The sequence below is a fragment of the Yersinia antarctica genome, from assembly GCF_056636475.1.
In genome coordinates this window covers 3,758,482-3,777,492 of sequence record NZ_JBSJQF010000001.1, presented here as the reverse complement: position 1 = coordinate 3,777,492, position 19,011 = coordinate 3,758,482, and the positions used below count along the sequence as shown (strand labels likewise).

Genomic DNA, 19,011 nt, shown 5'->3' with positions numbered 1-19,011 from the left:
CAACGATGGCGATGAAAAAGTTGCTCATAGCGTCGCTGCTGTTTGGCAGCGCCACCGTATACGGTGCAGACGGGTTCGTAGTGAAAGATATTCATTTCGAAGGCCTGCAACGGGTCGCCGTCGGTGCGGCGTTACTTAATATGCCGGTTCGCGTAGGCGATACCGTCAGTGATGATGACATCGGTAAAACTATCCGTGCGTTGTTTGCTACAGGCAACTTCGAGGACGTTCGTGTCCTGCGCGATGGTGATACGCTGATTGTTCAAGTCAAAGAACGCCCAACGATTGCCAGCATCACTTTCTCCGGTAACAAAGCGGTGAAAGATGACATGCTTAAGCAGAATCTGGAAGCCTCTGGCGTCCGGGTTGGCGAAGCCCTGGACCGTACCACTATATCCAGCATTGAAAAAGGACTCGAAGACTTCTATTACAGTGTGGGTAAATACAGCGCTTCAGTGAAGGCTGTTGTTACACCGCTACCGCGTAATCGTGTTGATATCAAACTGGTCTTTACCGAAGGTGTCTCTGCAAAAATTCAGCAGATTAACATCGTAGGTAACCACAGTTTCACAACTGATGAGCTTATCTCACGCTTCCAATTGCGTGATGAAGTGCCATGGTGGAACGTGGTTGGTGATCGTAAATATCAGAAGCAGAAGCTAGCCGGTGATCTCGAAATCTTGCGCAGCTTCTACTTAGATCGCGGTTACGCCCGATTTAATATCGATTCTACTCAGGTGAGTTTGACGCCAGATAAAAAAGGCATCTATATCACCATCAACATTACCGAAGGCGATCAATACAAGCTTAATAGCGTTGTTGTGAGCGGTAATCTTGCAGGGCATCAATCTGAAGCGGATAAGCTGGCAGCGATTGAACCGGGTGAATTGTTTAACGGCAGTAAAGTCACACGCATTGAAGAAGACATCAAGAAGATGTTGGGCCGCTATGGCTATGCTTATCCGCGTGTGGTCTCTCAACCAGAAATTAACGATGCTGATAAAACAGTCAAACTGCATATCAACGTAGATGCGGGTAACCGTTTCTATGTCCGCAATGTTCGTTTCGAAGGTAATGACACCAGTAAAGACTCCGTATTGCGCCGTGAAATGCGCCAGATGGAAGGTGCATGGTTGGGTAATGATCAGGTCGAAGCGGGCAAAGAACGTTTAAACCGTCTGGGCTATTTCGAAACCGTTGATGTTGAAACTCAACGTGTTCCAGGAACTGCTGATCAGGTCGATGTCACTTATAAAGTCAAGGAACGCAATACCGGTAGTTTAAACTTTGGTATTGGTTACGGCACAGAAAGTGGTGTCAGCTTCCAGGTTGGGGTTCAGCAAGATAACTGGTTGGGTACTGGTAATACCGTCGGTATTAATGGTACGAAGAACGACTATCAGACTTATGCTGAATTTACCTTAACTGACCCTTACTTCACCGTTGATGGTGTAAGTCTGGGCGGGCGTATCTTCTATAATGATTTTAAAGCAGATAACGCAGACCTGTCTGGCTATACCAACAGCAGTTATGGTATTGACGGTACTTTAGGCTTCCCAATTAATGAGAATAACTCATTACGGGTTGGTTTAGGTTACGTCCATAACTCCCTGTCTGACATGGAACCACAAGTCGCGATGTGGCGATATCTTGACTCTGTTGGTCAAGATCCTAATCTGACTGATCGTGCCAGCTTCACCGCGGATGACTTCACACTGAATCTGGGTTGGACTTATAACAACCTTGACCGTGGTTTCTTCCCAACGTCAGGGGTTAAATCATCAGTTAATACCAAAGTGACGGTACCTGGCTCTGATAACGAGTTCTATAAAATCACTTTCGATACATCTGCTTACCAACCGTTAGATGAAGATCATTCATGGGTGCTCTTAGGCCGTGGTCGCTTGGGTTATGGCGACGGTATCGGTTCGAAAGAGATGCCATTCTATGAGAACTTCTATGCCGGTGGTTCCAGTACTGTCCGTGGTTTCCGATCAAATAATATCGGTCCTAAAGCGGCATACTATAATGCTAATGGGACCATCAGAGATTCAACCGATGCGGTTGGTGGTAACGCGATGGCGGTGGCCAGTTTAGAACTGATTACACCGACGCCGTTTATCAGTGAAAAATACTCAAACTCTGTACGGACCTCCTTCTTCATTGACTCAGGTACTGTATGGGATACTAACTGGGAAAATACCGCACTGACGCGTGCTGCTGGTGTACCTGATTACAGTAAGGCGAGTAATATTCGTGTGTCTGCCGGTGTGTCATTACAATGGATGTCGCCATTGGGTCCATTAGTGTTCTCATATGCTAAACCGGTTAAAGATTACGAAGGTGATAAGTCAGAGCAATTCCAGTTTAACATTGGTAAGACTTGGTAATTGATTGGCAAAGTAGTTCTGAATTTTAAAGACAGCACTGGTAGTTGAAATAACCTAAGGTAGCGCTAGTGAGTTTGGCGCTATTTTAGGCACTATTCAGTATTAAGTGCACTTCAAGGTGTCTCTGACACAAACGGGTAATGGTAAGGAGTTTATAGTGAAAAAGTGGTTGTGTGCCGCAGGTCTTGGTTTAGCATTGGCAGCTTCTGCCAGCGTTCAAGCCGCTGACAAGATTGCTATTGTTAACGTTTCCAGCATTTTCCAACAATTACCTGCGCGTGAAACCGTAGCTAAGCAGCTGGAGAATGAATTCAAAGGCCGTGCAACCGAACTGCAAGGAATGGAGCGCGACCTGCAAACTAAAATGCAGAAGCTGCAACGTGACGGTTCTACCATGAAAGCCAGTGATCGTACCAAGCTGGAAAGCGACGTAATGAAACAGCGTGAAACTTTCTCTACTAAAGCCCAGGCTTTTGAGCAAGATAATCGCCGTCGTCAGATGGAAGAGCGTAACAAAATTCTGAGCCGTATTCAGGATGCTGTTAAATCTGTTGCTAGCAAAGGTGGTTATGATGTGGTGATTGATGCAAATGCTGTTGCATATGCAGACCCTTCTAAAGATATCACTGCTGACGTGCTGAAACAGGTTAAATAAAACATGCCTTCAATTCGACTGGCTGATTTAGCTCAGCAGTTGGATGCACAGGTGTACGGTGATGGCGATCTCGTCATCACCGGCATCGCTTCTATGCATTCCGCCGAGCCTTCGCAAATCACGTTTTTGTCAAATAGTCGCTATCAAGAACAACTCGCTACTTGTAATGCAGGTGCGGTGGTATTGACTGAGGCTGACTTACCTTTCTGTAAATCTGCAGCTCTAGTGGTTAAAAATCCGTATTTAACCTATGCACGTATGGCTCAGATAATGGATACCACACCTCAACCGGCCCAGGATATTGCACCGAGTGCAGTTATCGCTCCACTGGTAACGTTGGGAGAGACGGTTTCTATCGGTGCAAATGCAGTGATAGAGTCCGGTGTTGTGCTAGGCGATAATGTGGTTATCGGTGCTGGCTGCTTTATTGGCAAGAATACTCACATTGGTGCTGGTAGCCGTTTGTGGGCCAATGTTTCCGTTTATCATGAAGTTGTTATTGGGCAGAACTGCTTGATTCAATCCGGTACGGTCATTGGTGCAGATGGTTTTGGTTATGCAAATGATCGTGGTAATTGGATAAAAATTCCACAGCTCGGTTCAGTGCATATTGGTGACCGTGTTGAGATTGGCGCTTGTACCACGATTGACCGTGGTGCACTAGATAATACCATTATTGGTAATGGCGTCATCATTGATAACCAATGTCAGATTGCACATAACGTTGTGATTGGCGACAATACCGCGGTTGCGGGTGGTGTTATCATGGCAGGCAGTCTGAAAGTTGGCCGATATTGTATGATAGGCGGCGCGAGTGTGATCAATGGTCATATGGAGATTTGTGACAAAGTCACCATCACCGGAATGGGAATGGTGATGCGCCCAATCACTGAACCTGGGTTATACTCCTCCGGCATTCCGTTACAACCAAATAAAGTTTGGCGCAAGACCGCTGCTTTAGTGATGAATATCGATGGAATTAATAAACGCTTAAAAGCTATTGAGCGTAAAATCGATAAAGAGTAGTCACTCAAGACTGATACTCTGAGTCAATAATTAAGCTTATTGGCAAGTGATGCCAAAAGTAGATACTTAAAGAAATTGGTGTCGCAGCCTGACAAAATAAATCAATCTTGATGAACTTATGTGTCAAGTGATTCAGGTAAATACGTGCAGTTACGCCGTTGTTGCGTCAAGTTCGAAGGGTATACAGAGTTCCTAATTTGCGGCCTGCCTAATGCCTCCCTTTTGGGGCAGTGCAGGCCGTGTTGTTGATAGCATTAGTTTTTTAGACAGGAAGAGTATTTTGACTACTGACACTCATACTCTGCATATTGAAGAGATTTTGGATCTACTCCCGCACCGTTTTCCGTTCTTGCTGGTAGATCGTGTCCTTGATTTCGAAGAAGGAAAATTTCTGCGTGCAGTGAAGAACGTCTCTTTCAACGAGCCATTTTTCCAAGGCCATTTCCCGGGTAAACCTATCTTCCCAGGCGTGCTGATTTTAGAGGCGATGGCGCAGGCGACCGGTATCTTGGCATTTAAAAGCCGCGGTAAACTTGAGCCGGGTGAACTTTATTATTTTGCTGGCATTGATGAAGCTCGCTTCAAACGTCCGGTAGTGCCTGGTGATCAAATGATCATGGAAGTTCAGTTCGTTAAAGAACGCCGTGGTCTGACCCGTTTTACTGGTGTTGCGAAAGTCGATGGTGAAATCGTCTGTACTGCCACGATGATGTGTGCTCGTAGCAGACCAGTAACCCCACCAGCAGAAGCTGTTGTTGCAAAGTCTGTTGTTGTCGAACCCGCAGTTAAGGAGTCCTGATACGTGATTGACAAAACCGCCATTATCCATCCAAGTTCTATCGTCGAAGAAGGTGCCATTATTGGTGCCGGCGTTCGTATTGGCCCCTTCTGCTTTGTCGGATCTCAGGTGGAAATTGGCGCTGGCACGGAACTGAAATCCCATGTCGTCGTTAATGGTGTAACCAAGATTGGCTGTGACAATCAGATTTACCAATTTGCCTCCATTGGTGAGGCGAATCAGGATCTGAAATATGCAGGCGAGCCTACTCGCGTTGAGATCGGTTCGCGTAACCGTATCCGTGAAAGCGTATCTATCCACCGTGGTACGGTCCAAGGTGGTGGATTAACTAAAGTAGGCAGCGACAATTTGCTGATGATTAATGCCCATATCGCCCATGACTGTATCATTGGTGATCGTTGCATTCTTGCGAACAATGCAACTTTGGGTGGTCATGTGGAAATTGACGATTTTGCCATCATTGGCGGAATGACGGCTATCCATCAATTCTGCGTGATTGGTGCGCATGTGATGGTGGGCGGTTGTTCAGGCGTTGCTCAGGATGTGCCTCCTTATGTCATTGCTCAGGGCAACCATGCAACACCATTTGGTATCAATATTGAAGGGTTAAAACGTCGCGGTTTTGACAAAGAATCACTTCATGCGATCCGTAATGCTTACAAGTTGTTGTACCGCAGTGGTCGGACGCTGGATGAAGTGAAACCAGAAATTGCCGAATTGGCGGAGCAGGTTCCGGCGGTTAAGGCATTCAGTGATTTCTTTGCGCGCTCTACTCGCGGCATTATTCGCTAACTTATGCAAAATAGCCCATTAGCTGTTGATTGTCCGTCGAATACCGGGCGTCCTTTAACTATCGGTTTAGTCGCCGGAGAAACTTCTGGCGACATCTTAGGCGCTGGGTTGATTCGTGCGCTGAAAGCTCAGGTTCCCGATGCCCGCTTTGTTGGTGTTGCTGGGCCGTTGATGCAAGCTGAGGGATGTGAAGCCTGGTATGAGATGGAAGAGTTGGCAGTGATGGGCGTTGTTGAAGTATTAGAACGCTTGCCACGGTTACTCAAGATCCGCAAAGATCTGACCCAACGCTTTAGTGAACTCTCCCCAGATGTTTTCGTGGGTATCGATGCGCCTGATTTCAATATCACCCTCGAAGGGCGTTTGAAACAGCGTGGCATCCGAACCATTCATTATGTCAGCCCCTCTGTTTGGGCCTGGCGACAAAAACGCGTTTTCAAAATTGGTAAAGCGACCGATATGGTGTTGGCTTTTCTTCCTTTTGAAAAAGCGTTTTACGATCGTTTCAATGTTCCATGTCGCTTTATTGGTCATACCATGGCTGATGCCATGCCTTTAATCCCTGATAAGCAAGCGGCAAGAACAGAATTGGGGATTGCGCTACATGCGCCATGTCTGGCCCTGTTGCCGGGTAGTCGCCATTCAGAAGTGGAAATGCTCAGTGCCGACTTTCTGCGTACTGCTGCCATCTTGAGGCAACAGCTGCCTGAGCTGGAAGTGCTGGTTCCATTGGTTAACAGCAAGCGTCGTGAGCAGTTCGAACGAATTAAAGCTGAAATTGCCCCTGACTTATCCGTCCATTTATTAGATGGCAATGCCCGGGTGGCGATGATTGCCAGTGATGCTACCTTGCTCGCCTCGGGTACTGCGGCGTTGGAATGCATGTTGGCTAAATGCCCCATGGTGGTAGGTTATCGTATGAAACCCTTCACTTTCTGGTTAGCAGAACGATTAGTTAAAACACCTTATGTCTCATTACCGAATCTGTTGGCAGGCGAAGAGCTGGTGACAGAATTGTTGCAGCAAGAGTGCCAACCACAAACATTAGCCGATGCATTGTTACCGCTATTACAAGGTGGTGATGCAGTTGAGGCGTTAAAAGAACGTTTCCTGATTTTGCATCAGAGCATCCGTTGTGGCGCGGATGAACAGGCAGCACAGGCGGTATTGGAGTTAGCAGGTCGATGACAGATATTTTTATATACCCGCAGGCGAATTTGATTGCCGGTGTGGATGAAGTTGGCCGTGGCCCATTAGTGGGGGCTGTTGTCACTGCGGCGGTTATTCTCGATCCGACACGGCCAATTGTCGGTTTGGCAGACTCGAAAAAACTGAGTGAGAAGCGGCGTCTGTCACTTTATGACGAAATTACGGATAAGGCCCTGTCCTGGAGCCTTGGTCGCGCTGAGCCAGAAGAGATTGATCACCTAAATATATTGCATGCAACAATGCTGGCAATGCAAAGAGCGGTAGCAAGATTACATATCACACCCGATTATGTGTTGATTGATGGTAATCGCTGTCCAAAACTGGCGATGCCGTCATTAGCCGTTGTAAAAGGGGACAGCCGAGTTGCAGAGATCAGTGCCGCCTCTATTCTGGCTAAAGTGACCCGTGATCGTGAAATGACTGAACTGGATCTCATTTTCCCCGAGTATGGTTTTGCGCAGCACAAAGGCTACCCGACAGCATTCCACCTGGAGCGGCTGGCAGCACTAGGCGCAACTGAGCACCATCGGCGCAGCTTTGGCCCGGTTAAGCGCGTGCTAGGGCTGATATAAGCCGGTATTGTCGCTGAAAGACACTCATAGTTATGATGCCCTCAGACACTCTGTTCTGCGGGTGTGATTCAATCCACTAATTTCTGGTATCTGGATATGGCCGAACCTCGTTTTGTCCACCTGCGTGTTCACAGCGATTACTCCATGATCGATGGATTAGCCAAGATTGGACCCTTGGTGAAGAGAGCTGCTGCATTAGGTATGCCCGCTCTGGCCATTACTGACTTCACTAACCTTTGTGGTTTGGTGAAATTCTACGGTAGCGCCCACGGTGCTGGGATTAAACCCATCATTGGCGCAGATTTCTACGTGCAAAGTGAAATCTTGGGTGATGAGTTGGCTCACCTTACTGTGTTGGCACGCAATAATGAAGGTTATCAAAACCTTACCTTATTGATCTCCGAAGCTTATCAACGTGGTTATGGCGCAGCTGGTCCGATAATTGATCGCGATTGGCTGATCAAGCATAAAGAGGGACTGATTCTGCTATCCGGTGGCCGGATGGGGGATGTCGGCAAGTTTATGCTGCGCGGTAATCAGACTCAGGTTGATCAGTGTCTTGAGTTTTATCAAGAGCATTTCCCTGACAGTTACTATTTGGAGCTAATCCGTACCGGTCGGCCAGACGAAGAGAACTATCTTCATGCGGCAGTCGCGCTAGCGACTGAGCGCGGCCTGCCCGTTGTTGCGACCAATGATGTGCGTTTTATCGTTGAGTCTGACTTTGACGCCCATGAGATCCGCGTTGCTATTCATGACGGTTTTACATTGGTTGATCCTAAGCGGCCTAAAAATTATAGTCCTCAGCAGTTTATGCGCGATGAAGAACAGATGTGTGAGCTGTTCGCGGATATTCCTGAAGCGCTGCTCAACAGTGTTGAAATAGCCAAACGTTGTAACGTCACCATCCGCCTTGGGGAATACTTTCTACCGCAGTTCCCTACCGGTGAGATGAGCACGGAAGATTTTTTGGTAGAAAAATCAAAGCAAGGTTTGGAAGAACGGTTGGAATTCCTCTTCCCCGACTCGCAAGTGCGGGCGCAAAAACGGCCAGAGTATGACGAGCGGCTCGATATTGAGCTAAAAGTTATCAACCAGATGGGATTCCCTGGTTACTTCTTGATAGTAATGGAATTTATCCAGTGGTCTAAAGATAATGGTGTTCCGGTAGGGCCAGGGCGAGGCTCAGGTGCAGGCTCTCTGGTGGCATATGCGCTCAAGATTACCGATCTGGATCCGCTGGAATTTGACCTGCTGTTCGAACGTTTTCTCAACCCTGAACGTGTATCAATGCCCGACTTCGACGTTGACTTCTGTATGGAGAAACGTGATCTGGTGATTGAACATGTGGCCGAAATGTATGGCCGCGATGCAGTTTCTCAGATTATTACCTTCGGTACGATGGCTGCCAAAGCGGTTATCCGCGATGTGGGTCGCGTGCTGGGCCACCCTTATGGTTTTGTCGATCGTATCTCAAAATTGGTGCCACCAGATCCTGGAATGACGCTGGAAAAAGCCTTTGCCGCTGAACCGCAACTTCCTGAAATTTATGAAGCCGATGAAGAGGTTAGGGCGCTGATTGATATGGCGCGTAAGCTGGAGGGGGTAACACGTAACGCTGGGAAACACGCCGGTGGGGTGGTTATTGCTCCGACCAAAATTACTGATTTTGCACCGCTATATTGTGATGCGGAAGGCAAAAACCCGGTTACTCAGTTCGATAAAAATGATGTGGAATATGCCGGTCTGGTGAAGTTCGACTTCCTCGGTTTGCGTACGCTAACTATCATTAATTGGGCGCTGGAGATGATCAATGCCAAGCGCGCCAAAACTGGGCTAGAACCGATAGATATCGCCTCTATTCCGCTGGAAGATAAGCAAAGCTTCGATATGCTGCAACGTTCGGAAACGACAGCAGTATTCCAGCTTGAATCCCGAGGTATGAAGGATCTTATCAAGCGGCTGAAGCCAGACTGCTTCGAGGATATGATAGCTCTGGTGGCATTATTCCGCCCCGGTCCGCTGCAATCAGGGATGGTAGATAACTTTATTGACCGTAAACATGGTCGTGAAGCACTGTCCTATCCTGATATCGAATGGCAACATGAATCCCTGAAGCCTGTACTGGAGCCGACCTATGGCATCATCCTGTATCAGGAACAGGTTATGCAGATTGCGCAGGTTCTGTCTGGTTACTCCCTTGGCGGCGCGGATATGTTGCGTCGAGCTATGGGTAAGAAAAACCCAGCAGAGATGGCAAAACAGCGTTCGGTATTCGAAGATGGGGCCAAAAGTCAGGGCGTTGACGGTGAATTGGCGATAAAAATCTTTGACTTGGTAGAGAAGTTTGCCGGTTATGGTTTTAACAAATCTCACTCCGCTGCTTATGCTTTGGTGTCCTACCAGACGTTGTGGTTAAAAGCACATTATCCGGCTGAATTTATGGCTGCGGTAATGACCGCCGATATGGATAACACCGATAAAGTCGTTGGCCTGGTTGATGAATGTTGGCGTATGGGGCTGAAGATTCTGCCACCAGAAATTAACAGTGGCCTGTATCACTTCCATGTAAATGATGAGGGTGAAATTGTTTACGGGATTGGTGCTATCAAGGGGGTTGGTGAGGCGCCGATCGACGCGATACTGGAGGCGCGTAAAGAGGGCGGTCACTTCAAAGATTTGTTTGATTTATGTGCCCGCGTCGATACGAAAAAGCTGAATCGGCGGATATTAGAAAAGTTAATCATGTCCGGTGCTTTTGACCGTTTGGGACCGCACCGTGCCGCATTAATGAGCTCCTTAGGCGAAGCGTTAAAAGCCGCAGACCAACATGCGAAAGCAGAGGCCATTGGTCAGGCCGATATGTTTGGCGTATTGGCTGATGCACCTGAGCAGGTTGAGCAATCTTATGCTAATGTGCCGCGGTGGCAGGAACAAATTGTTTTAGACGGTGAGCGGGAAACGCTGGGGTTATACCTAACCGGCCACCCGATTACTCAATATCTAAAGGAAATCGAACGTTATGCTGGCGGGCTGCGTTTGAAAGATATGCATCCGACGGATCGGGGCAAAATGACCACTGCGGTAGGGCTGGTAATCGCTGCAAGGGTTATGGTAACAAAACGCGGGAATCGCATTGGTATTTGTACTTTGGATGACCGCTCCGGGCGTCTGGAGGTGATGCTATTCACCGATGCATTGGAAAAATATCAGCATTTATTGGAAAAAGACCGTATCCTGATAGCCACTGGACAGGTCAGCTTTGATGACTTTAGTGGTGGACTTAAAATGACCGCCCGTGAGTTAATGGACATCAGTGAAGCTCGTGAAAAATATGCCCGTGGGCTTGCTATATCGCTGACCGACAGGCAAATTGATGACCAGCTTTTGAACCGTCTCCGTCAGTCGTTGGAACCCCATCGAGCGGGGACGATCCCAGTGCATCTTTATTACCAACGGGAAGATGCTCGCGCCCGGCTGCGGTTTGGAGCCACATGGCGCGTGACGCCCACCGATCGCTTATTGATAGATTTGCGAACGCTGGTAGGTAATGAGCAGGTGGAACTGGAATTTGACTAAAATAGGAATGCTATGAGTCTGAATTTTCTTGATTTTGAACAGCCGATTGCAGAGCTGGAAGCGAAAATTGACTCGCTGACTGCAGTCAGCCGTCAAGACGAAAAATTAGATATTAATCTGGATGAAGAGGTCCAGCGTCTGCGTGAGAAAAGTGTTGAGCTGACGCGGAAAATTTTCTCGGACCTCGGCGCATGGCAGATTGCCCAACTGGCACGCCACCCTCGTCGTCCTTATACCCTGGATTATATCGCTAATATCTTTACTGATTTCGAAGAACTGGCGGGTGATCGCGCTTATGCCGACGACAAAGCTATTGTCGGTGGTATTGCTCGTCTGGATGGTCGCCCGGTGATGATCATTGGTCATCAAAAAGGCCGTGAAACCAAAGAAAAAATTCGCCGTAACTTTGGTATGCCAGCGCCTGAAGGTTATCGTAAGGCACTGCGTCTGATGGAGATGGCTGAGCGCTTTAAGCTGCCAATCATTACTTTCATTGATACACCGGGGGCATATCCTGGTGTTGGCGCAGAAGAGCGTGGTCAATCTGAAGCCATCGCACGTAACCTGCGTGAGATGTCACGCCTGAGTGTTCCTATCGTTTGTACCGTTATTGGTGAAGGTGGCTCAGGCGGCGCATTAGCCATTGGTGTTGGCGATAAAGTGAATATGCTGCAATACAGCACCTATTCCGTTATCTCCCCAGAGGGCTGTGCATCTATTCTGTGGAAAAGTGCTGATAAAGCACCGTTAGCCGCAGAGGCCATGGGTATTACGGCTCATCGTCTGAAAGAATTAAAGATGATTGACTCGGTTATCCCTGAACCTTTAGGCGGCGCACACCGTGATTACATCACTATTGCTGCTGCTTTGAAGGCGCAACTGTTGGCTGATCTTAGTGATCTGGATGTTTTGAATGACGAAGAATTATTGAATCGTCGTTATCAGCGTCTGATGAATTACGGTTATTGCTGATTAAGCATGCCCGATTTATTGGGCATCGCAGAGAAATATTGAAATCCGGCTCATATATTATGAGCCGGATTTTTTACTTATAGATTCTGAGTCATAATATCTAACCCCATAATAATTTTGGCAAAAATTTAATTTCATGTTGTTATAGGTAATTGGCGAACAATATGAGGATTCACCGATGAATATCATCGCAATCATGGGGCCGATGGGGGTTTACTACAAAGATGAACCTATTCGTGAGTTAAACGATGCCCTGCTGGCTAAAGGTTTTCAGTTGATCTACCCTCAGGATCGTGGTGATCTGCTTAAACTGATCGAGCATAATGCGCGGATTATTGGTGTGATTTTCGATTGGGACCAGCACAGTAATGAGCTTTGCACTGAAATTAATGATCTGAACGAATATCTCCCACTTTACGCATTTATCAATACGACCTCCTCATTGGATGTCAGTTTGAATGAAATGCGCATGGCTCTTTATTTCTTTGAATATACGTTAAATGCGGCAGATGATATTGCCCAGCATATTGAACAATATACCGCTGAGTATATGGATAGCATCACTCCGCCGCTAACCAAGGCGTTATTTAATTACGTCAAAGAAGGGAAATATACCTTCTGTACGCCGGGGCATATGGCGGGGACGGCATTTCAAAAAAGCCCGGTAGGCAGCTTATTCTATGATTTCTTTGGTGCTAATACCCTCAAGGCTGATGTGTCGATTTCAGTGACTGAACTCGGATCACTATTAGACCACAGTGGCCCGCATCTGGAAGCCGAAGAGTATATTGCCCGTACTTTCAATGCTGAGCAGAGTTATATGGTGACGAACGGGACATCAACGGCAAATAAAATCATTGGCATGTATTCGTCCCCTTCGGGCAGTACGGTATTGATTGACCGTAATTGTCATAAGTCTCTGACACATCTTTTGATGATGACCAATATCATTCCGCTATATTTGCGCCCGGCCCGTAATGCTTACGGTATTTTGGGCGGCATCCCGCAGCACGAATTTACGCGCGAATCTATTACTGAGAAAATTGCACAAACCAAGAATGCCAGCTGGCCAGTGCATGCGGTGATAACGAACTCAACCTATGATGGGCTGCTCTATAATACTGATTATATTAAGCAGACACTGGACGTCCCTTCAATTCACTTTGATTCCGCCTGGGTGCCTTATACCAATTTCCATGAGATTTATGAAGGGAAAAGTGGCATGAGCGGGGAACGGATTGCGGGTAAAGTTTTCTATGAAACGCAATCGACACATAAATTGTTGGCCGCATTCTCTCAAGCTTCGATGATTCATATTAAAGGTGATTACAATGAAGGCACTTTTAACGAAGCTTATATGATGCATACCACCACCTCTCCGAATTACGGCATTGTGGCATCAATGGAAACTGCCGCAGCAATGATGCGTGGTAAACCGGGCAGGCGCATGATTATGCGCTCCATTGAGCGTGCGATGCATTTTCGCAAAGAAGTTCGCCGTTTACGTTCACAAAGTGACAACTGGTTCTTTGATGTCTGGCAGCCAGAAGATATTGACGAAATAGCCTGTTGGCCGTTGCAACCGGGGCAAAAATGGCATGGCTTTAGTAATGCGGATGCAGACCATATGTATCTGGATCCGATCAAAGTGACCATCCTGACGCCGGGTATGAGCAGTGAGGGGGAACTTGAAGACGAAGGGATCCCTGCGGCATTAGTCGCTAAATTTCTCGATGAACGCGGCATTGTGGTAGAGAAAACCGGGCCATATAATTTACTGTTCCTGTTCAGTATTGGCATTGATAAAACCAAGTCGATGAGCTTATTACGCGGCCTCACTGAATTTAAACGCGCTTATGATCTTAACTTGCGGGTTAAAAATATGCTGCCGGATCTGTTTGCTGAAGATCCCGATTTTTACCGCCATATGCGCATTCAGGAGTTGGCCGCCGGTATCCACCAATTGATCCGTAAACACGACTTGCCCCGTTTGATGCGTCAGTCTTTTGATGTACTGCCAGAGATGAAACTCACGCCGTATGACATGTTCCAACAGCAGATTCGCGGTAATATAGCAGCCTGCGAAATGCGTGATTTGATAGGCAAAGTCGTGGCCAACATGATCCTGCCTTACCCACCGGGGGTACCGTTGGTTATGCCAGGTGAAATGATCAGTGAAGAGAGCCGCGCAGTCTTGGACTTCCTGCTGATGCTGTGTGCAATTGGCGCGCATTATCCTGGGTTTGAAACCGACATTCACGGAGCTAAACGTGATGATGATGGTCGCTATTGGGTCAATGTGCTGAAGACAAATGATTAAACTGGAGTAATACATGTTAGCAATACGTCAGATACATCATATTGCAATCATTGGCTCAGATTATCAGGTCAGTAAAAAATTCTACTGTGAGGTGCTGGGGTTCAGCTTGATAAGCGAGGTCTATCGTGAAGAACGCGACTCATGGAAAGCTGATTTAGCCTTAAATGGGCAATATACTTATACTATCGAGTTGTTTTCTTTTCCCTCCTCGTCAACACGGCCTAGCCGCCCAGAGGCTTGTGGTTTACGTCACCTGGCTTTTCAGGTTGATAATATTGAGCAGGCAGTCAGTGAACTGGGGGCTACCGGTGTGATTTGCGAAGCGGTTCGCATTGATCCCTATACCCAATCACGTTTTACTTTCTTTACTGATCCAGATGGTTTACCTCTGGAGCTATACGAAATAACGCTGGAATGACATGAACTCAGCCACCTTTATGCCTAATGTGTTACTCAATCCTTTGTTCGCACAATTGGGTGATCATCGCCATGTGCTGGTGGGGTTCAGTGGTGGGTTGGATTCCAGTGTATTACTGCATTTATTGGTTAGCCTGCGCCAACAATTGCTCCCTGAGCTGAAAGTTCGTGCGATTCATATTCATCACGGATTAAACCCATTGGCAGACAGTTGGGTAAAACATTGCCAGCAGCAGTGTGATCAATGGGAAGTTCCACTTGAAGTAGTGCGAGTGAAGATTGATCCGCGACACAATGGAATAGAGGCTGCCGCCAGAACGGCTCGCTATCAGGCATTTTCCTCACATTTAGCTGCCAATGAAGTGCTACTTACGGCTCAACATCTGGATGACCAGTGTGAAACCTTCTTACTGGCACTTAAGCGGGGCAGTGGTCCGGCGGGGCTGTCCTCAATGGCAGGCAGAATGCCGTTTGCCCATAGCCAGTTGTTGCGACCATTGTTGGCCTTTTCCCGCGCAACGCTTGAGAACTATGCTCAAGCACAACAACTACGGTGGATTGAAGATGACAGCAATCAGGACCATCGTTTCGATCGTAACTTCTTGCGATTAAATGTGTTGCCTCTGCTTCATCAGCGCTGGCCGCATTTTGCTCAAGCGACGGCGCGCAGTGCAAGTCTGTGCGCTGAGCAGGAACAATTATTGGATGAGTTGTTGGCAGATAATCTGCAACAACTGCAAAGTCTGGATGGCGCGCTTTCTATTGAGGGGTTATTACTGGCCTCAGAAGCCAAACGGGGGGCGATATTACGCCGTTGGCTGGCTAGATGGGGAGCAGTGATGCCATCGCAAAACCAACTGCAACGTTTGTGGTTAGAAGTTGCTATGGCAAGGCAAGATGCAGAGCCTCAGCTTACTTTGGGGGCACATCAGGTTCGCCGCTTCCGGCAATATTTATATCTATTGCCACCGCTGGCTGAAATAAATATACGGCATCTACCTTGGGCCAACATTGAGGCTGGGCCTAATCATGTCGCAATCCCCCCTGGCCCTTTGATTCTACCTGCCAATCTGGGGGTATTGAGTTTTATTACTGAAGGGGGGCAAGCGGTCAGGGCTGCGGCAACCGGCGAGGTAATCAGCATCCGTTTCGGTTTACAAGGTGATATCAAGATTGTCGGGCGGCATCATTCGCGCCATAGCAAAAAGATTTGGCAAGAGTTGGGGGTACCGCCGTGGCAACGGGAGCGTATTCCGCTACTCTACTTTGGCGAACAATTAATTGCTGCGGCTGGAGTGTTTGTGGCTCAGGCAGGCCAGGCAAAAGAAGGCGAACCTTGTTGGTACCTAAATTGGACCAACGCGGAATAATAAAATAACAACACGCAGAACAGTCTATTTTGAGGAGCAATGATGAAATTAGTCGTCAGTATAATGATGTTATGGGGATTGAGTAGTTTCTCGGCGTTGGCAAAAAATGATATCGAAGCGGGGCGAGTTAAGTCTGCCAGTTGTGTGGCTTGTCATGGTGCACAAGGTAAGGTTTCGGTGCCGATGTATCCTAATCTGGCTGGGCAAAATGCCATGTATTTAGAACAATCATTAAAAGCGTATAAAAAAGGAGAGCGTACTGGTGGGCAAGCTGGAGTGATGCAGGCTTATGTTGTGCCTTTAACCGACGAGGATTTCTCTGATTTGGCGGCTTACTATGCCAGTTTAAAACCTTGATTCGGTTTGGTCTGCCCTGAATGCAAAACGGGCCACTCTTCAGCGGCCCGTCATCAATATAATGGGATGAAGCTATGATGCACTCACCACAACAGTCCCTATCTCGGGGTGACTGAAGCTGGCAATATAGTCCAGACGCAACTCGCGCATTGTTCCTTCTTGCTCGATAATCAGGTATTCGACCTTTTTTCTCAGCAGCAGATCGCTGGCTTTACCTTCTACGATCTCACCGCCTCTCAACTTCAACGTCAGTATCAGGTGATGTTGGCAGGCGAGCTCTAGATTATCGTAGTCATCACAATTGATGGGTTGATACTCTTCACTCATCGACATAATCGCTCACCAATAAGTTAGCGGCGGCAAAGGCCGCCTGTTCTCTAACGGAGGACGGTAGTGCGTCGTTAGCCGCAACTTCGTCCAATGCTTTCAATACACAGCGCAATGCGTCTGGTACGTAACCCAGATCGCCACTTCCAATTTGGGCATAAAAACGGCGTACTAATTCACAGTATTGCTGCACAGTAATCCTCCTGGAAAAGTTTAACCCAGTAGATTCTCAGCGGAAGCGACACACTGTCAACCTACGAAGATAAACTCTGAACTTATAAGGACTATAGCACAGGAGTGATAGAGATATTAGAGTGTGGCACAAGGTTTCTTTTTCGCATTGATGCCACTAATCGTTCTCTTTATGCAGGGTTGGCTGGCTGCTGGCAGACTGGATCAAGTACACTGTCTGCCAGATAATTAAGAGGTCACCCATGGCACTAAAAGCAACCATCCATAAAGCTGCTGTTAACATTGCGGATATGGATCGTAATTTTTTTCAGGATGTTAACCTGACTATCGCGCAGCACCCCTCCGAAACTGACCAACGTATGATGCTGAGGTTACTCGCATGGATCTGCCATGCTGATGAGCGTTTGCAGTTTACTAAAGGTCTGAGCGCTGACGATGAGCCGGAGATTTGGCGTCATAATGACCATAACGGTATTGAATTGTGGGTTGAGCTGGGGTTACCAGAGGAGAAACGTCTGCGTAAAGCCTGTAATCAGTCACAGCAAGTGGTGCTGTATGCCTACAGTGAACGCGCCGCCAAGGTGTGGTGGCCACAAGCCCGAGATAAGTTATCCGGGCACCGTAATTTGCGGGTGCGCTTCTTGGGTGATGAACAGATGGCCAAGTTGGCGGCACTTGCGAATCGTAATATGTCGTTACAGGCTACGTTGCAAGAGGGAACTATTTGGTTGTCGGATGCTCAGAATAATCTGGAAATTAGTTTTGATGAATGGCAAGGCGACGGGCAATAAGCGTGCTGATTATATCTAATTATGTCAGTCTACCTGACAGTGAGATTGAGCTGACGGCGATCCGGGCGCAGGGCGCGGGGGGACAGCACGTCAATAAAACCTCAACTGCCATTCATTTGCGCTTTGACATTAAGGCTTCAAGCCTGCCAGAGTACTATAAAGAAAGGTTATTATTGCTAAATAGCCATTTGATGACGGCAGAGGGTGTCGTTATCATCAAAGCGCAAGAATACCGCAGCCAAGATATGAACCGCGAAGCGGCATTGGCGCGGCTGGTGGCATTAATCCATCAGGCAATGGTGGTAGAAAAGGCTCGTCGGGCGACAAAACCGACCAAAGGCTCAAAAATAAGGCGAGTCGAGGGCAAAGTCCGCAAAGGTGCGACCAAAGCACTGCGCGGCAAAATACATCAGGAGTGATGCCATTATTTAGCCTGTGATTTATACATTGTGACTAATGTGGCTTCATTCCTTATATATCGGACACAGTATGGGAGAATGACTGTGAAAAAATTAACAATAACGCTATTTTTGGCAGTAGGTGCACTGTCATTATTAGGTTGCAACAATCGACATCAACCGGTTGAACAGGCTTTACAACCTATGCAGCAAAGCTATCAGGGCGTATTACCCTGCGCGGATTGCAGTGGTTTGGATACCTCACTGTTCCTTGATAGCGATGGGACTTTTATCCTGAAGGAAATTTATCGTGGCACTGCTCATGCTGGCGATAACAACGAGAGCGATCAAACCTTTGCTGAATACGGTCAGTGGGCGCGTACTGCTGATAAGTTGGTACTTACTAACGGACAAGGGGAGAAACGCTACTTTCGGCCGGTAGGTAAAAATCTGGTGATGCTCGACCAACAAGGATTGGCGATTCAGTCAGCATTGAATTATCAGCTTACCCCGAGTGATCAGCCGTTACCCAAAACGCCGATGCCGTTGAGCGGTATGTATAAGTATTTTGCTGATGCTGCCGTATTTACCGATTGTGCTACCGGCCGAACCTTCCCAGTCGAGAATAATATTGCACTGGAAACCGGATATTTAAAAGCCCGTAAAAAGGTCGGTGAACCGGTATTTTTAACCCTTAATGGCCATTTTGATGTGCGGCCATCGATGGAAGAAGGGCAATCAGACAAAACGCTGATTCCGGCTGATAACATTAAGTTTAATGCCAGTAAGAGTTGCGGCAGTAAATAGAATCTATCCGTTGCTGCAATAAAAAGCCGCTGGTAGTG

18 protein-coding genes are annotated in these 19,011 nt (G+C 47.5%); 16 read left to right on the top strand and 2 right to left on the bottom strand.

All coding sequences use genetic code 11. The features are described 5' to 3' along the window. Window positions 1-5: 5 nt before the first annotated feature. The 13 genes from bamA to ACWJJO_RS17485 all read left to right on the top strand — a co-directional run bounded on the left by bamA (window position 6) and on the right by ACWJJO_RS17485 (window position 16,458). Entirely contained in the window at window positions 6-2,390 is a 2,385-nt protein-coding gene (gene bamA, locus ACWJJO_RS17545) for an outer membrane protein assembly factor BamA (protein ID WP_083162931.1), read from the top strand. 157 nt (window positions 2,391-2,547) lie between these two features. Continuing rightward, window positions 2,548-3,045 (top strand): molecular chaperone Skp, encoded by a 498-nt coding sequence (gene skp, locus ACWJJO_RS17540; RefSeq protein ID WP_032820361.1) that lies wholly within the window; start codon window positions 2,548-2,550, stop codon window positions 3,043-3,045. A 3-nt stretch (window positions 3,046-3,048) separates the two neighbouring features. Continuing rightward, window positions 3,049-4,071, top strand: coding sequence for a UDP-3-O-(3-hydroxymyristoyl)glucosamine N-acyltransferase (gene lpxD / locus ACWJJO_RS17535; protein WP_420072797.1), 1,023 nt, complete (start codon window positions 3,049-3,051; stop codon window positions 4,069-4,071). A 280-nt stretch (window positions 4,072-4,351) separates the two neighbouring features. Then, window positions 4,352-4,870 carry a 3-hydroxyacyl-ACP dehydratase FabZ gene (fabZ, locus tag ACWJJO_RS17530; protein WP_083164110.1) on the top strand — a complete coding sequence of 173 codons (519 nt, stop codon included), beginning with the start codon at window positions 4,352-4,354 and terminating at the stop codon, window positions 4,868-4,870. 3 nt (window positions 4,871-4,873) lie between these two features. Next, window positions 4,874-5,662 carry an acyl-ACP--UDP-N-acetylglucosamine O-acyltransferase gene (lpxA, locus tag ACWJJO_RS17525; protein ID WP_083162935.1) on the top strand — a complete coding sequence of 263 codons (789 nt, stop codon included), beginning with the start codon at window positions 4,874-4,876 and terminating at the stop codon, window positions 5,660-5,662. A 3-nt stretch (window positions 5,663-5,665) separates the two neighbouring features. Next, window positions 5,666-6,850 carry a lipid-A-disaccharide synthase gene (gene lpxB, locus ACWJJO_RS17520; protein WP_083162937.1) on the top strand — a complete coding sequence of 395 codons (1,185 nt, stop codon included), beginning with the start codon at window positions 5,666-5,668 and terminating at the stop codon, window positions 6,848-6,850. Beyond that, window positions 6,847-7,443: a ribonuclease HII gene (gene rnhB / locus ACWJJO_RS17515; protein ID WP_481091303.1), complete on the top strand. Its 597-nt coding sequence runs from the start codon at window positions 6,847-6,849 to the stop codon at window positions 7,441-7,443. The genes lpxB and rnhB overlap by 4 nt, the downstream gene beginning before the upstream one ends. A 96-nt stretch (window positions 7,444-7,539) precedes the next feature. Further along, window positions 7,540-11,022, top strand: a complete 3,483-nt coding sequence (gene dnaE, locus ACWJJO_RS17510; protein WP_083162940.1) for a DNA polymerase III subunit alpha — start codon at window positions 7,540-7,542, stop codon at window positions 11,020-11,022. Between the two features lie 12 nt (window positions 11,023-11,034). Continuing rightward, the gene (gene accA, locus ACWJJO_RS17505) at window positions 11,035-11,994 is read left to right on the top strand and encodes an acetyl-CoA carboxylase carboxyl transferase subunit alpha (protein WP_083162942.1); all 960 of its coding nucleotides are present in this window, start codon (window positions 11,035-11,037) and stop codon (window positions 11,992-11,994) included. 178 nt (window positions 11,995-12,172) lie between these two features. Next, window positions 12,173-14,314, top strand: a complete 2,142-nt coding sequence (locus ACWJJO_RS17500; RefSeq protein WP_481091302.1) for a lysine decarboxylase LdcC — start codon at window positions 12,173-12,175, stop codon at window positions 14,312-14,314. Window positions 14,315-14,327: 13 nt separating this feature from the next. Beyond that, a complete protein-coding gene (locus tag ACWJJO_RS17495) occupies window positions 14,328-14,732 on the top strand; it encodes a VOC family protein (RefSeq protein ID WP_481091301.1) in 405 nt (134 codons plus the stop codon). Window position 14,733: 1 nt separating this feature from the next. Then, a complete protein-coding gene (gene tilS, locus ACWJJO_RS17490; protein ID WP_442820579.1) occupies window positions 14,734-16,101 on the top strand; it encodes a tRNA lysidine(34) synthetase TilS in 1,368 nt (455 codons plus the stop codon). Window positions 16,102-16,140: 39 nt separating this feature from the next. After that, window positions 16,141-16,458, top strand: coding sequence for a c-type cytochrome (locus ACWJJO_RS17485; RefSeq protein ID WP_083162952.1), 318 nt, complete (start codon window positions 16,141-16,143; stop codon window positions 16,456-16,458). Between the two features lie 72 nt (window positions 16,459-16,530). Here the strand turns inward: ACWJJO_RS17485 and rof are convergent, their stop codons facing one another. Both rof and ACWJJO_RS17475 read right to left on the bottom strand, forming a co-directional pair. Then, window positions 16,531-16,791: a Rho-binding antiterminator gene (rof, locus tag ACWJJO_RS17480; RefSeq protein ID WP_083162954.1), complete on the bottom strand. Its 261-nt coding sequence runs from the start codon at window positions 16,789-16,791 to the stop codon at window positions 16,531-16,533. Then, window positions 16,778-16,978: a YaeP family protein gene (locus tag ACWJJO_RS17475; protein ID WP_005185672.1), complete on the bottom strand. Its 201-nt coding sequence runs from the start codon at window positions 16,976-16,978 to the stop codon at window positions 16,778-16,780. The genes rof and ACWJJO_RS17475 overlap by 14 nt, the downstream gene beginning before the upstream one ends. Window positions 16,979-17,219: 241 nt before the next feature. Here ACWJJO_RS17475 and ACWJJO_RS17470 point away from each other — a divergent pair, with 241 nt between their 5' ends. The 3 genes from ACWJJO_RS17470 to nlpE all read left to right on the top strand — a co-directional run bounded on the left by ACWJJO_RS17470 (window position 17,220) and on the right by nlpE (window position 18,973). Continuing rightward, window positions 17,220-17,768 carry a YaeQ family protein gene (locus tag ACWJJO_RS17470; protein ID WP_083162956.1) on the top strand — a complete coding sequence of 183 codons (549 nt, stop codon included), beginning with the start codon at window positions 17,220-17,222 and terminating at the stop codon, window positions 17,766-17,768. A 2-nt stretch (window positions 17,769-17,770) separates the two neighbouring features. Then, window positions 17,771-18,187 (top strand): alternative ribosome rescue aminoacyl-tRNA hydrolase ArfB, encoded by a 417-nt coding sequence (gene arfB, locus ACWJJO_RS17465; protein WP_083162958.1) that lies wholly within the window; start codon window positions 17,771-17,773, stop codon window positions 18,185-18,187. Between the two features lie 84 nt (window positions 18,188-18,271). After that, a complete protein-coding gene (nlpE, locus tag ACWJJO_RS17460) occupies window positions 18,272-18,973 on the top strand; it encodes an envelope stress response activation lipoprotein NlpE (RefSeq protein ID WP_193784790.1) in 702 nt (233 codons plus the stop codon). The last annotated feature ends 38 nt before the right edge of the window (window positions 18,974-19,011 follow it).